Source organism: Mycoplasma sp. ATU-Cv-703, from assembly GCA_004011965.1.
Classification (GTDB): domain Bacteria; phylum Bacillota_I; class Bacilli_A; order Mycoplasmatales; family Metamycoplasmataceae; genus RYZV01.
This window is the reverse complement of record RYZV01000001.1, coordinates 146644-161090: the sequence shown is the minus strand read 5'-3', so window position 1 is coordinate 161090 and position 14447 is coordinate 146644. Positions and strand designations below refer to the sequence as shown.

The window sequence follows — 14447 nt, the reverse complement described above, 5'->3', positions numbered from 1 at the left end:
TTAGTTATTCTTAAAAGTTCCAACTTTTAGCCAACTTACCCAACTTTGGTTGGGAGGAAAATTGAAATTAGCTAACTTTAAACCTTTATCAAGTTGTGAACTAGACCAAGTTTCAGGCGGTTGAGGATGGGTCGCCGTCGCTTTGCCGTTAATTTTTGGTTCGATTCACCAAGTGATCGCCGCTATTCACGCTTCAAACTCAAGCGTTGGCAGTTTTAAAGACGGAAAACAAGAAATTAAGTGGGATAAGCGCGAAACGTCTAAACCCACGAGTCAGACTTACCGAGTGGTTTACTATGCCTATTAAGCATTTACCTCACCAACTTCGTCCGCGCGAAAAGTGTTTGCGCTTAGGAGCTGAAAATTTAAGCGACATAGAACTATTGGCGATTTTTTTACGTTCAGGCCACCACCAACAAGATGTGATTGATCTAGCTAAGAAAATTTGGCAAAGATTTGGAACCTACACCACTTTGGCGTCTTTAGGAATAACCGATTGACACCAAATTCACGGAATTGGATTAGTTAAGGCGATTGAACTCAAGGCGCTTTTTGAACTAAGTCGGCGGATTGGTAAAACGACTGATGGACAGCGAATCGAGAACGATTATCAAGCAGCAAACTTTGCCCGCTGAAAAATCGCAACAAAAAACCAGGAACAGTTCCTGGTTGTTTTGCTGGACCAGAAAAACGCCGTTCTTTACTGGGAGACGATCTACAAAGGAACCAACTCTTTTGTCTCAATTGAACCGGCCAAAATTATTGGCACCGTTCTCTCTTTTCAAGCGCGCCGTTTTTACTGCTTCCATAACCATCCGTCAGGAAAAACTAATCCTTCTCCAGCCGACCGAATGATTACTTCTAAAATTGTTCAGTGCGCCAAAATATTTGGCATTCAACTACTCGGTCACATTGTTGTTTGTGCCGACGGATCTTATGAAAAAATCTAGTAACGGTAGTTACGAGCGTTAGCCACGATCATGATAGATCCGACTAAAATAAAGATTGCGTTTAATGATCCGAGAATTCCGCTGACTAGACCAGTTGAGGTGTTGACGATGTTAACTATCGCTGAAATCAAACTAAGGGCCGAAAGCACAATCCAGACGATCGCCCAAATTTTAAGCGTGTTAGGATTCTTAACAATCATCAGCGGTAACACGTAAAGTAGCAAAAACAGAATGTTAGCTGCAATAACACCCCAGAAAAAGCCCATCGCGTTTTGACCTACTTCACTGTTGTTAAACGCCATCACAATACCAGTTATGATGGCTGCTATCGTTATTAAAACACCAATCCAGACCAAAAGTCTTCCTATAAAAAAGTTGGGCTGACCTGTGTTAGTCTCATAAGTTTCTCTCATTCTTCTTATCTCTCCGTTTCATCTTTTTGATAGATTTTTGGCAAATCTAACGCTAAAATTATAATCGTTTTAAGAGTGAACTTTTACCTGGCTAGTCAAAAAAAAGTGGCTCCGGACACTTAATTAAACCGATTTTTTAACGGGGTAATTTAAATTGCTCCACCTTACTTGAGACACTGACAACCTCCTTGTATAATGAGAGTGTAAATAGAGATATTTACGAAAATTGAAAAGTTGAGTGGATTGGCCAGTTTGTTAAACCGAGAGTTTGTGTAGAGTTGTTTTCTGACAAACACTTTTGGCGAACAAAATTGGATTAAACGATCCTTGAATTAAGGAGAAAACATGCTTCTAAAAATGTCGTTACTACTAAACAGCGCGATCGCGGCTGCGTCACCGACGACGCTTGCGAGCACCGCAACCCAAGAGGCCCAACAGACAAAATGAAATTGTGGTGGAGAAAATGTTTTAAAAAGCGAACCACAAAATGCGTGGATTTTAACGGATGAGTTACGTTTTTGAGAGGATAACATCCAACCAACGTGGTTTGATCTTTTGGGCATCTACGCAAAGTTCACTATAACTAGCGCGGGAATTAAAAGGATGTATGAACACGCCCAAAAAGGAACCGAAACTGCTTTGATGTTAACTTTAGCAGCTAGAATGTGAATTTCCTTCCCGATGGCTGGTTACTTAGTTATAAACGCTCCCCTTTGAAAAGATTTAGACCAAGGACGCGGAATTAGTTTTGAATTTGTATTTAGCATTAAAACTAACTATTGAGTTTTATAAAGTTTAACCAACTACATCAGCGCTTCACATTTAGGGCGAAGCGCTTTTTTTTAGGCGGCTATAAGGTTAAAATTGCGAAAAATTCCTTGGATCGATTTTTTGCGCTTGATTGGCTTTGACAATAATCAAAATTGAACCAACCAAAATTAAGACCGCATTAGCTAGACCAAGTACGGTTGAGAGAGGACCGAACATCCTTAAGTTAAGAGGCAAAAAAACTAAACCAAGAACTGCCAAAATTAGTCACACGATTGCCCAAACTCTCATAACATTAGTTCTTTTGACAAGAAAGAGAGGTAAGGCGTAAAGAAGGTTGCCAAGGGCTGAGTAAATGCTCGTTGCGATCACAAAACTATCGCGGTTTGCTTGCCCCATGTTATATTCAGAAACAAAACTGGTTGGTGAAATGAGGGCCAGTAGAGTTGTGAAAAGCGACACCACAACCGCTACCCAAATAAGTATTTTGCCGGGCAAAAAATTGGGTGCTTGAACAGCGTTTGGCTGGGGTTGACTAATTTCTGCATGCTGCGCGTCAGTCTCGTAAGTCGGTTTCATTTAGATTTCTCCGTTTCAATTTTTCAAATGATTTTAAGCAAAGTTAGACTTTGACATTATAGACCAACTTGGTTTAGCAAGTTTGGGGTGTTTTTCCAAAAGATTAAACTAACAGTCAATCTTCAAATTTGTCGCACCTAGCGCGCCCAGATTTATAAAGTATAATTCGCTTATGGCTAACCCGCTCGTAGAACGTTGGCAAAATGCCTTGGTCCAAGACCCCTTGTACAAACGTGATTTAAACCATTTAATTCGGAAAGATTTGAGCGTTCGTTTTCAAGAACCACTCGTTTTTGGCACCGCTGGCATGCGCGGACTAATGGGTTTTGGGCCCGACCGAATTAACGAATTAACTATCGCAGCGGCCAGTCAAGCTTACGCCCAGTACTTACGCACTTTGCCAGCTAAAGTGCTCAAACAAGGCGTGATCATCGGACACGATAACCGCGCTAATTCGGACTTTTTTGCTAAAGTGACTTACGACGTTTTAAGGGCTCACCAAATTAAAGCATTTTTGTTTGAAGCAAACGAACTCCAACCTTCGCCATTAGTTTCTTACACGGTCCGTAAATTATCTTTGGCTGGCGGGATTGTGATTACGGCCAGTCACAATCCTAAGCAGTACAACGGGTTTAAAGTTTACGACCATCTGGGTGGTCAACTTACGGGCGAGGCTGCTAAAAAAGTTCAAGCCAACATGGTTCAAGTTGATCCGCTTCAAGTGAAGCGAAAAGTTGGTGGCTATGCCTACGTTAGTCAAGACATCGTGGAAAGTTACATCCAAGCACTTTTACAACTGCGGCAAAGACCCGATGATTCGAAAGTTTTAAAAGTCATCTTTTCACCGCTTCACGGAACGGGCGGAAAAATTGGCGATGAGTTGCTCAAACGGATGAACATTGAACATCTCAACGTTAGTCAGCAAATGGTGCCAGACCCAGATTTTCGCACTCTTAAGTCGCCTAATCCCGAGGACGGTCACGCTTTCGCGCGCTCGGTTTCGCTGGCCCGCACTCAGAAAGCCGACTTAGTAGTTGTGACTGATCCTGACGCTGACCGATTAGGCGTAGTCGTCAAATATAAACACCGTTTTAAATATTTGAACGGAAACCAAGTCGCCGCTCTTTACTTAGATTACTTAATTAACCAACTTAAGCAGAGCGGTCAATTGCCCAAACGCGGTTACATCATTAAGACGACTGTTTCGGGTGAGTTATCGGCCCAAATTGCCCGCCGCGCGGGACTAAAGGTTTACCAGACTCACGTTGGTTTTAAAAACATCGCCGAAAAAATTGAGGCGCTAGACAAGACTAACCAGCAGTTTGTTTTTGCTTACGAAGAGTCGTATGGCTTTTTGCTCAATCCAAACATTAGTCGCGACAAAGACGCGCTCCAAGCTTTAGTTGGAGTGGTCGAGATGGCTAATTATTACAAAACGCAAGGCACTAACCTTTACGATCGCTTGCTTGAACTTTTTAAAATGCACGGCATTCACCGTTCGATTGTCATGTCAAAAGTACTGACACCAAGCGCCCAAGCCAAACTGTTTACTAGACTCAAAAAAGTTCGCAAAATTGCCGGTCAAAAAGTGGTTGAAAGCGTTGATTATAACGTTGGTCGGCATCCACTACCTAACCAAAACATGCTCAAAATTACTTTGTCTAACGGGACTTGGTTTGCCATCCGACCTTCGGGCACCGAGCCGAAAGTTAAGATTTACATTCAAACAATTGGTACAACCGAGCAAGAATTAGTTGACATTGTCACAACCGAAAAAACGATTAGCAACTTGATTGAAGATAACATCGAGTCGCCCATCCCAACTAAAATTAAAATTAGTTCGATAATTCGCTACGGACTTTTTACTGCCATTATCGCCGCGCTTTTAGTGGTTGTCTTTCTTTACGTTTATAAGGGCGCTCGGAACCGAACCGTTTTTGACGTGGCTCACTTAGTTTTTAGTTCACAAATGCGAATTGTTTGGTTTAGTTTGGTCGTTTGAATGACTTTCACCCTCGTGTTAGAAGCTTGGGTTCGGAAAAGGATGCTGACTCTTCAAAACGAAAAAGTCAAGTTTCACCACTTAATCATCGCTTCTTTCATGGGTCTAATGATTACTTTTGTAACGCCATTTTCGATCGGCGGTGATGCGATCGGCTACTGGTACTTACGCCGCAAAGGAGTGCGGCGTGGTCCGCTTTTATCTTCCATTATTTCTTCGCTTGTCATTTACCAAGCGGGGATTGTTTTGCAAACAGCGGTTCTGCTGCCGATCGGTTACCCAATTTACCGCGACTTTCTTTCGACTAATCAAACTGGTTCTCGAGCGACTTTAATTTGGTTTTTGGTCGGTCTTTCGTGAAACTTATTCGCTACGATTATGATTTTCTTACTCAGTCTCCACGTGCGTTTTCAACACTGAATAGTTGAGAAAACGATTTCATTTTTAGAGTGGCTGCCCTTTGTAAAAATTTACGACCCCGGTATTTGAGCCGCCCGGGTTCAATTTGAATTTGCCGAAATGCGCCAAGGCATGCGGTCGCTGTGAGCTAAATGGTGAATCGTTTTTGAAATCATTTTTTACACGTTTTTACCGGTTTTTTTCCAACCCCACGCTTTAGTGCTTTCTCTGGGCGGATTTGTTCGCACGGACTTATCGCGCGGGACTTACTGATCCCAAATCGTTACTTTTGACATTATTAAAACGGCCAACTCGCTCTCGATTACTCCGGGCGGAAGCGGAACTGGTGAATGGTTAAACATTACCGTTAACAAATACCTTTACCAAGATTCGGAATTTTTACACGAAAACAACTTAACACCCGAATCGCTCGCTTCGGGAATCGATCTAAACTGGAAACTTCTTTGAGTTTGACCTTCCCTAATTATGTCGGCGCTCTTGGTCTTTAACATTAGTGTTGGTGAGCGTCGCGTTAGACGTTACTCACTGATTAATAAAAACTTGCGTTTGGCTGGCAAAAAACGCGGACGTTCCACGCGCGTTTATTACTACACTGCGTTGCCGTGGATTTTAATTTTGACGATTTGAATTTTGCTGATCTTTTTCTACCCGAACTAAACTAAGTCGCCCACTCTTTTTGACTAGGTGTCAATGGTTATCTAAGACAAATTTTTGAGCGTGGGTTTTGCTGAGGCAAAACTGGGTAATGTTATCTAACTTTTGGGAACTAACTTTAATCGGCGAAGCATTTTGGTAAATTAGTTTCCAAACCAGCGCGGCTTGAAAAGTTTGCCGCTCTAAAAATGCGATCCGGAAACCAGTTTTTTGCCAGTGTTTGAATAGTCGTGCCACTTTACGGTTTTTCTTAACTAGGATCTGGTTACTCAAACAAAACCAGCGGTAGTAAGCTTGCTTTTGTTTGGTTGGTAATTCGGCTAGTTTAACTCGAATTCGGTTGCGAGCAAAACGGGGATCATCGTTAGTTAAATCGCTTGCAAATTCAAGACCGCGTTTAGTTAGGTAAACTCGAATTTGGTCTTTTCAGTAGCGGTGTAGAAAAGGTCTTTTGACACGCATGCCTTGGATTTGGTGGTCTTTTCGCATTCCGAAGTAATCGGGCTGGCGCTTAGTTTTCTGGTGTCAAAGAGCCGTTTCTAAAAAGTCATCTTTGTGGTGAGCCGTTAAAAGCATTTTTGCTTGGTAACGCTGGTAAATTTTTTGAAAAAAGTCGTAACGAATTTGCCGAGCTTTGGCTTGAAGATTGCCCGTGCCATTAATTTTTTTTGCTCGCAAAACATGGCACTCAATTTGGTAGCGCCGGCAGTAAGATTCGACCAAAGACTGGTCGGCATCGCTAGTTTTTCTCAGTTGGTAGTTGACGTGAGCCACGACCACTTTTTGGCGTCGGTACTTATGGAGCAAGAAAATTGAGTCGGGTCCGCCACTAATTGCCAAAACTTTCATGCCTTGAATTATAGCCTGGTTAGTTAAAGCGGTTCATGGCGCTTTCTAACCCCTCTTCAACTAGCGACTCCACCATTTGGAGCAAACGTTTTTTTTGACTGTTTAAAACTGCGATTTGACTAGTGCTAAAAGAACTTAGGACGTAAGTTTCTAAGTTGCCTTGCACCGGTCCGATCCCGATTCTAAGTCGCATGAAATTATCTTGACCAAGTTGCTCGATGACGCTTTTAACTCCGTTATGCCCGCCGCTTGAGCCGCCTTGCCGCAGTTTCATTACGCCCGTGGGTAAAGCCGCTTCGTCGTAAATAATTAAAATTTGGGTCGTTTCAATTTGAAAGTAGCTCGCGAGTTGGCTGACAAAGTGACCCGACAAATTCATGTACGTGCTTGGTCGCGCCAAAATTACTTGCCCCGACTTACCAAAACTGCCTTGGAACTTGCTCTGGTTGAGCTCTATGTTCCAGAGTTTACTTATGGCGTCAATCGCTTTAAAACCAATGTTGTGGCGGGTATTCGCGTACTTTGCACCCGGGTTACCAAGACCGACAATCAAAATCATTTATGAATTATAACCACTATTGAGGCAGCGGTTCAAGTTGCTGGTGGCTCAAAATGTGGCTCTTTTGCCGATCGCAAGCTAGGGCAATCATCGCTGCGTTGTCGGTGCAAAGTTCAAGTTTCGGGATTAAAACTCGCTCGTGAAGTTGACTAAATTCGTGGCGGAGTCTAGAGTTAGCGGCCACCCCTCCGCTGAGGATGATGCTGCCGTACTCTTGAGAGTGGAGGTGTCTCTTAAAAGTTTCAATCACGTAGTTGCAAACGTGATATTGGAAACTTTTGGCCACAAGCAGTTTTTTTTCAGTTGAAATTGGTCGGTTTTCCCTGAGATACTGCAAGACTTTCGTTTTGATGCCAGAGAAAGAAAAATCACCCTCTTCCAAGAGATCCAAACTAAAATCAATTAAATTTTCGTTAGCGTAATCACGGCTAATTTTGTCAATCGCCGGACCGCCGGGAAAACCAATTTCAAGCGCTCTTGCCACTTTGTCAAACGCTTCACCCAGCGCGTCATCGCGCGTCTCGGCCAAAAGTTGGAAAGTTAAGTAATTATCAACTCTTCAAATTTGGGTGTGACCACCCGAAACAACTAGCGCTAAAGCCGGGAAAGTAATTTTGCCGCTAAACTCAACGCTCAAAATGTGGCCGTGCAAATGGTTAATGCCAAAAATGGGTTTTTGGTAAACAAAGCTGAGTGCTTGGGCCGTTAGTCGTCCGATGTGGAGCGAACCGATTAAACCGGGTTTTTCGGTGTAAGCGATCGCATCAACTTTTGAAAGGTCAAACCGGTTAATTAAACGGGGTAGCAGTTCGGCTAAGTTTTGACTGTGTAAACGCGCGGCGAACTCGGGCACTGTCCCGCCAAAGTGGCGGTGAAATTCGGCCTGACTTTTTTGCTCCAAAGCCAAAATTTGACCGTCTTGGTAGTAAGCGATCGATGTGTCGTCGTGCGATGTTTCAAAAGCTAGAATTTTCATACGGCAGCCTCCGGTTCTTTCAGGTAAATCGGCTCTAGTTTGGCTAGGTTATCGGCTTTTTTAAAGTGGTCAAGTACTTTGGTTGGGTGTTTAAAAAAAGCCCGGTAGTAGTCAAAAGGCTCGCTCGGGCAAAGTCGGACTAGTTGACAATTTAGTCGACCGTTTTCAATTTGACCAAGGTAACTTTGGGTTTTGGAAGCTTTTAAGTAGTAGGTGCCGTCAACTTGGTTAGTGATAAAAGAGAAAGTGTTAGCGACTCAAAGCTCGGCCTGAGTGGTCAAAGCGATGCTGCGTGCTAAAACCAGGCTAGCGCGACTACCCATGAAAGAACCCGGTCCCAGCGTAACGTAGTAGCGACTGATTTGGTCAGCCCGGAGCGAGTTTTCACTCATCAAATCTTGAAAGACTTGGGGCAAATTTTCACTTTTTTCCCGGCAGTCTAAAAGGTGACGCGTCCAGACGATGTGATCGTCTTTGACCAGCGCCACAAAAAGGTCGGGCAAAGTTGTTTCAAAGATAACTTTGTACATAGCAGAAGTATTTTAACTCTAAAAACGTGCTCTTAAAAAGTTAATCTTGCTGCCAAGTTTAGACCACTTAACTTCGTATTCGCTCGGAAAGTTTTTTTGCTCGCCCAACTCGGCGTGCCAATCGTAACTAACTTGCTCAAGTTTGAGACCAAAATCTTGGATCAACGCCAGCGACTGGTCAAAAAAGACACGGTTGTCAGTTTTAAGTTGTAAGATGCCGCCCGGTCTAAGCATCGCTTGGTAAATCTTTAAAAATTTTTGATCAGTTAAACGTCTTTTGGCGTGCCGCTTTTTAGGTCAAGGATCGGGAAATGTTAACCATATTTGAGCTAACTTACCTTGGAAAAGACGGGGTAAATGCTCCGCGTCACCCACCATGATTTTTAAGTTTGGAACAAAATGGTGAATTTTATTGAGAATAAAACTAACCGCCGCGAGATTTTTTTCTAACCCCACAAAAGGCTGCTTATGTTTGTGATTTGCTCAGGCGACTAACATCGCTCCCTTGCCCGTTCCGATTTCCAAGATCGTGTCTTTTTCAAGTTGGTAAGGACAAGTTTTAATTAGGTAAGGCGAGCGAATAAAACGGTCGATGAGAGATTGCTTCTTACGGAGGTGCACGCTAGAATGATAGGGAAAAAGTCTATAATTCTGGCAGAAAGTTAACGATCGTGAACTGAAAAATTCCCCGTCCCAGAGGTTATTGATCCTCCATTCGAAGCACTCGCAACTTAGTTGGTTGAGGCGTTGGAGTGCTCTTTTTAACTGCGATTGGTTCGCTGGGTCTGAGCATTTACGCTTTTACCCGCGGTTTTGGCGAGTTAAAACGCTCAGTCACACCGGCTCAGTGAATGGAAATTTCTTACTGTGGCGTACCGATTCGCGAGCGGAATTTGAAACATTTTGGCACCGAAACAGAGCCGCTTTGGTTTTTGGGCGACCGCGGTTTAGAACTTCTCAAACAAAGAATTGACCGCGACTTAGGTGTGGGACCGGAAATTTACTCGCTCAAAGAAATCATTTTGACCGAGGAAGGTTCTGATGCGCTAATTTCCGATTCGGTTAACGGCACTTACTACCCGGGTACTTCGCAAATCATCATTAACACCAGTCCGCTAGTCAACATTTTTTCTAACCGCGGTCAAGCGCCCGACCACTCTTTCTTAGAGACTAAGGTGGAACTGCTATTTCAAACGCTTTACCACGAGTACCGTCACCACGAAGCTAACGCCTGACTAATGAACTTAGAAATTGATGATTTAACCTGGGTCAGCAAAGAGATTTATTCCCAACCCAACGTTGTTCAACCTTGAAACCAGTACTTCCTAGGTAAGTTCAAAGAACTGCTTCGCTACGATGTGCCTACACCGCTTTACGGCGAGCCTTACATTTACGACAATTTCATTTCCAACCAACCGCTTCTTGACACGATTAAACTAAAACAGAACAACCGCGCCAAAACGGTTCGAGTCAAATCAATCGGAACCGTTTACGATTCCAAAACGCTTTTTGAAATTGCTAACAGTTCTGAGCGCGACTTTAGCAAAATTTGGGAAGGTTTTGAAAGAAACGAAGGTTACGCGTTTTCACCAGCTTACCCAGATTGGGAATGGGCGCCCATCAACCCTGAAAACGCGAGCGAACGAATTTCGTACCTCTTCTCAATGCACGAACTTTTTGCCCGTAAGTACATGCAACTTACCATGCCATTCCGCGAACGCGATTTAGTGCTGCGTTCAGGAACTTGGCAATCGCCTTACGATGACAGGCACCAAAACTTAACGCTTTACCTTCGCGACACGCTAATGTACAGCGAAGGTTTTCAGCAAAACGATGTTTACTTAAACGACCGTCCTTTTGCTGACCAAAGTACATCAAGCGGTTTAATTAATTTGTGGCGCGAGCACAATGGGCACTTTAACTCGGCCGACTTAGCTTTGATTTGACATGAAAACACCGCCCGTAATTTGAGCAACGTTAAAGGCGGCATTGTCAGAGTACCGATGAAATCGGACGAAGAAGTAGACCGGATTAAATTCGCAGGTTGGTTAGATCCGACCCAAACCGATTACAACTACGTCGGGTATTTCAAGGAAGACGGCAGTTTTCGGGCGATCCCGATTATTAAACATCCACGTCCTTACGATTACCATGCGCTGACTCACCTAGCTTCTGATGTGCGCTCGATTTACTCCTCGGTTGATAGCCACACGTTTTACGTGACTAACGGGGAACGAGACGGTTGACTCCACGGACCTGAGTTAGTTGGCAAAACTCTTTACTTTGCCAAGGATGAGTTTGGTCAGGACCTGAAAGCTTTAGAATCGTTACGGCGTTCGCAAACTGGACCTGTTTGAACCAAAAAGTTTTCTAATCCTCAGCGGGCTAAAAAAGTCGGACGTACTTACCAAGCCGTTTTAAGCGCTGACCAAAAAAGCGTGCAAATCAGTTTGCTTAACAATGGTTAAGTCGTTTAGTTGAAAGGACAATTAGTGGATGTTTCTTTGCCGGTCATGAACTCGATTATTAACGTTCAAGCCTACAAACACGACGGTACGCTTTACCGCCAGTGGAACGGCGTGAAAGTTGTTGAAGTTTCACAGTACTCAATCGCTCTATTAATGTACAAAACTAAGGTCCAGGAAAGAAAAGGTTCACGCTGGGTGATGCGCGAACCGCTCGTTTGATTTTTTCCCTTGGACGGCTTTTTTAACACAATGTGTTTAATTCGTCACACCGGCATTTACTACTACGTTAATTTGTCTTCACCGCCTTTTTTTGAAGACAACACAATTAAGTTTATCGATTACGATTTGGACATTAAACTTTACCCCGGCGAGAAAACGCGCGTTGTTGATTATCCCGAATTTAACCGCCACGTGAGCAAGTACGGTTACCCGCGCCGACTAGTTAAAAAAGTCCACTCCACTGTCAAACACGTTTTAGACTTAATTCACTACCGCGAAGACATTTTTGACCGGCAAATTTTTGATGACTTTGTTAACTACCTAGTTTCCCAGCGTTACTTACCCCAAAAGTATTGGCGTTAAGATTTGATTTTGGCCAACTCTGAAGTTAGTGCCTCAACTTGAGCAAGTTCGATTTCTTGCGTTTTACGAATTGCTTCCTCAACTTTTTGCTCAATTTTGGCGCTGTCAATGATTGACAAAGATTGGATGGCGTTATCCGCTCCGAGCGTAATAATTTTGACGCCCTTAGTCGCGCGTCCGCTGACACTCACTTGGTCAAGCGCTGTGCGAATGGTAATCCCTTTTTTAGTCGTAACCAAAAGGTCTTCGTAACCTTTGACGATCCGAACAAACCGCAGTTGGCCGGCTTTTTTCGTGTTCAGACTAATTACCCCTTTGGCACCGCGGTTAGTTTGACGGTACTGGTCAATCGGAGTCAGTTTACCAAAACCTTGTTCCCCGATCGCGAGCAGTTTGTCTTCCGCGTGGCGCGAATAAGAAAGTCCCACTAACTTTTCACCGGCTGATAAGTTGAGTTTAATTCCTCGCACTCCGGCCGCACTTCGACCCATTGGACGAATTTGTTCGACTCCAAACCGAGCTACCCGACCGCCCGAAGAGCCTAAAACGATTTGGTCGCCTTCTTTGACAATTAAAGCTCTGACCAATACGTCATCTTCGCGTAGTCCGAGCGCCCTTTTACCGTTGCGGTTAATTCGCGCGTATTCGCTTAGCAAAGTTCTTTTAACTACTCCTTGCTCGGTGGCAGTTAAAAGGTAATGCTCAGGTTTATACTCGCTCAGACTGAGCAGCGAAACTACTTTTTCGTTTTTATCTAGGTCAGGAATTACATTGACAAACGGCGTTCCCTTGGCTTGCTTAGAAGTCTCTGGTATTTGGTGAGCGCGGATGCGGTAAACTTTGCCGACCGAAGTAAAAATTAGTAAGTCGGTGTGAGTTGAGGTAGTTAAAATTGCATCAACTTGGTCGTCTTCGTAAGTGCTCATTGAACGAGCTCCAACACCGCCTCGGCGCTGAATTTGAAACTGCTCAAGTGGCACTCTTTTCACATAACCTTTGGCGCTCATCGTGATGGCGATATCTTTTTGGGGAATTAAATCTTCGTCGTCAATCGCGATTAAACCTTCCACGATTTCGCTCCGACGCACATCGCTGTACTTAGTTTGAATTTCGCGTAGTTCGCTAATGATAGTTTGAATTAGCAAGTTCTTATCGGCTAAAATGGCTTTCAGTTCGGTGATTTGTTTTTCTAAGTCAGCCAGTTCCTCGCGCATTTTCTCCGTCGCCAAACTAGTTAGCCGACCAAGTCGCATGTCAATAATCGCTTTAGTTTGTTCGGGCGACAAATTAAAACGAGTTTGTAAAGCGTTTTGAGCCGCTTGGTCGTGTTGGGCTTTCTTAATAATTTGGATCACGGCGTCAATGTTTTCCACTGCCACTTTAAGGCCTTGCAAAACGTGGGCACGCGTCTGGGCTTTGTTTAAATCGTAAGTTGTGCGACGAGTTAACACTTCCACTTGGTGTGCTAAGTAAACGCTGAGCATTTCTTTGAGTCCCAAAGTTTTGGGTTGACCGCCGACTAAAGCAAGCATGTTAATGCTGAAGTTAGTTTGTAAGTTGGTCATTTTAAAAAGGTGGTTGCGAACTACTTCGGGCACAACATCACGTCTTAGTTCGATCACAATTCTCATCCCGTGCCGGGAAGTTTCGTCGCGTAAATCAGTGATACCATCCAGCGCTTTATTTTTAACCAACTCAGCGATTTTTTCCACTAAGTGAGCTTTGTTAACTAGGTAAGGAATTTCGGTGACGATAATTCGGTGCTTACCGTTTTTAAGCGTTTCAATTTCGGTTTTTGAACGAATGCAAACCGATCCGCGACCGCTTTGGTAAGCGTGGCGGAGTCCGCTGACACCGGTAATTAATCCGCCCGTGGGAAAGTCAGGAGCAGGTAAGACTTGCATTAGTTGTTCGGTAGTTACGGCCGGGTTTTGGGCGAGCATAATTAGCGCTTCAATCGTTTCACTTAAGTTGTGCGGCGGAATGTTAGTTGCCATTCCGACGGCAATTCCAGTCGCGCCGTTAGCAAGTAGGTTGGGGAAACGAGCTGGTAAAACCGCGGGTTCTTTTTCCGACGAGTCGTAGTTGTCCACGAAGTTGACCGTCTCTTTTCTAATTCCGTCCAGCATCAAAGCCGCGTGTTTAGACATGCGAGCCTCGGTGTAACGCATCGCTGCGGCCGGGTCTCCGTCGATTGAACCAAAGTTTCCGTGTCCGTCGACTAGTTGGTAACGCATCGAAAAGTCTTGGGCCATTCGAACCATCGCCTCGTAAACTGGACTATCGCCGTGCGGGTGGTATTTCCCGAGCACGTCTCCGACGATCCGAGCCGATTTTTTGTAAGCCACATTTGGCAAAAGACCCAGTTCGTGAAGACCGTAAAGAATCCGGCGGTGAACTGGTTTAAGACCATCGCGCGCGTCGGGCAAAGCCCGCGCTACGATGACTGACATAGCGTATTCTAGGAAAGATTGGCGCATTTCCTTGGAAATTCCGACCGGCGAAAGACCGTCAATGTCGTCGCTAATGATTTGCGAACTAATTTCGGGTTCGCTTTTGGGCGAGGCTAATTCGTTTTGCTCAGTTGGATCGGAACTATCAAGGTCAGCTTTTGGTTCTTCGCCAAAAATTGTGGCGATTTTTTCGTCTTCGCCCTGGTATTTTTTATCGTCGTCGTCAAAATTATTAAACATAGTT

At 44.1% G+C, this 14447-nt stretch carries 14 protein-coding genes; 6 read left to right on the top strand and 8 right to left on the bottom strand.

Annotation, left to right across the window (positions count from 1 at the left end):
• The first annotated feature begins 61 nt into the window (after nucleotides 1–61).
• Together CSE00_RS00575 and radC are read left to right on the top strand one after the other, a co-directional pair.
• Entirely contained in the window at nucleotides 62–307 is a 246-nt protein-coding gene (locus tag CSE00_RS00575; RefSeq protein WP_161565517.1) for a hypothetical protein, read from the top strand.
• Nucleotides 297–950: a DNA repair protein RadC gene (gene radC, locus CSE00_RS00570; RefSeq protein WP_127942656.1), complete on the top strand. Its 654-nt coding sequence runs from the start codon at nucleotides 297–299 to the stop codon at nucleotides 948–950. Before CSE00_RS00575 ends, radC begins: the two co-directional genes overlap by 11 nt.
• Here radC and CSE00_RS00565 read toward each other — a convergent pair.
• Complete coding sequence (locus tag CSE00_RS00565; protein ID WP_127942655.1) at nucleotides 947–1252, bottom strand: hypothetical protein; 306 nt, start codon at nucleotides 1250–1252, stop codon at nucleotides 947–949. The two genes, radC and CSE00_RS00565, sit on opposite strands and share 4 nt — an antisense overlap.
• A gap of 468 nt (nucleotides 1253–1720) precedes the next feature.
• On the opposite strand from CSE00_RS00565, the gene CSE00_RS00560 reads away from it, so the two are divergent.
• Nucleotides 1721–2155 carry a hypothetical protein gene (locus tag CSE00_RS00560; RefSeq protein ID WP_127942654.1) on the top strand — a complete coding sequence of 145 codons (435 nt, stop codon included), beginning with the start codon at nucleotides 1721–1723 and terminating at the stop codon, nucleotides 2153–2155.
• A gap of 66 nt (nucleotides 2156–2221) precedes the next feature.
• On the opposite strand, the gene CSE00_RS00555 is transcribed toward CSE00_RS00560, so the two are convergent.
• Complete coding sequence (locus CSE00_RS00555; RefSeq protein WP_127942653.1) at nucleotides 2222–2710, bottom strand: hypothetical protein; 489 nt, start codon at nucleotides 2708–2710, stop codon at nucleotides 2222–2224.
• A 172-nt stretch (nucleotides 2711–2882) separates the two neighbouring features.
• Between CSE00_RS00555 and CSE00_RS00550 the strand changes: the two genes are divergently transcribed.
• Entirely contained in the window at nucleotides 2883–5789 is a 2907-nt protein-coding gene (locus CSE00_RS00550; RefSeq protein WP_127942652.1) for a lysylphosphatidylglycerol synthase domain-containing protein, read from the top strand.
• On the opposite strand, the gene tilS is transcribed toward CSE00_RS00550, so the two are convergent.
• From tilS to trmB, 5 genes are read right to left on the bottom strand one after another with little or no spacing between them, the layout of a single operon-like run.
• Nucleotides 5742–6635, bottom strand: a complete 894-nt coding sequence (gene tilS / locus CSE00_RS00545; RefSeq protein ID WP_127942651.1) for a tRNA lysidine(34) synthetase TilS — start codon at nucleotides 6633–6635, stop codon at nucleotides 5742–5744. The genes CSE00_RS00550 and tilS overlap by 48 nt on opposite strands.
• Before the next feature lie 19 nt (nucleotides 6636–6654).
• Complete coding sequence (pth, locus tag CSE00_RS00540) at nucleotides 6655–7194, bottom strand: aminoacyl-tRNA hydrolase (RefSeq protein ID WP_127942650.1); 540 nt, start codon at nucleotides 7192–7194, stop codon at nucleotides 6655–6657.
• Between the two features lie 16 nt (nucleotides 7195–7210).
• Complete coding sequence (gene tsaD, locus CSE00_RS00535) at nucleotides 7211–8170, bottom strand: tRNA (adenosine(37)-N6)-threonylcarbamoyltransferase complex transferase subunit TsaD (RefSeq protein WP_127942649.1); 960 nt, start codon at nucleotides 8168–8170, stop codon at nucleotides 7211–7213.
• Entirely contained in the window at nucleotides 8158–8700 is a 543-nt protein-coding gene (locus CSE00_RS00530; protein WP_127942648.1) for a hypothetical protein, read from the bottom strand. The genes tsaD and CSE00_RS00530 overlap by 13 nt, the downstream gene beginning before the upstream one ends.
• Before the next feature lie 18 nt (nucleotides 8701–8718).
• A complete protein-coding gene (trmB, locus tag CSE00_RS00525; protein ID WP_127942647.1) occupies nucleotides 8719–9321 on the bottom strand; it encodes a tRNA (guanosine(46)-N7)-methyltransferase TrmB in 603 nt (200 codons plus the stop codon).
• A gap of 131 nt (nucleotides 9322–9452) precedes the next feature.
• Between trmB and CSE00_RS00520 the strand changes: the two genes are divergently transcribed.
• Together CSE00_RS00520 and CSE00_RS00515 are read left to right on the top strand one after the other, a co-directional pair.
• The gene (locus CSE00_RS00520; RefSeq protein WP_148669035.1) at nucleotides 9453–11168 is read left to right on the top strand and encodes a hypothetical protein; all 1716 of its coding nucleotides are present in this window, start codon (nucleotides 9453–9455) and stop codon (nucleotides 11166–11168) included.
• Nucleotides 11169–11177: 9 nt separating this feature from the next.
• Nucleotides 11178–11750 (top strand): DUF402 domain-containing protein, encoded by a 573-nt coding sequence (locus CSE00_RS00515; RefSeq protein ID WP_127942645.1) that lies wholly within the window; start codon nucleotides 11178–11180, stop codon nucleotides 11748–11750.
• On the opposite strand, the gene gyrA is transcribed toward CSE00_RS00515, so the two are convergent.
• Nucleotides 11747–14443, bottom strand: coding sequence for a DNA gyrase subunit A (gyrA, locus tag CSE00_RS00510; RefSeq protein ID WP_127942644.1), 2697 nt, complete (start codon nucleotides 14441–14443; stop codon nucleotides 11747–11749). The two genes, CSE00_RS00515 and gyrA, sit on opposite strands and share 4 nt — an antisense overlap.
• Nucleotides 14444–14447: the final 4 nt, after the last annotated feature.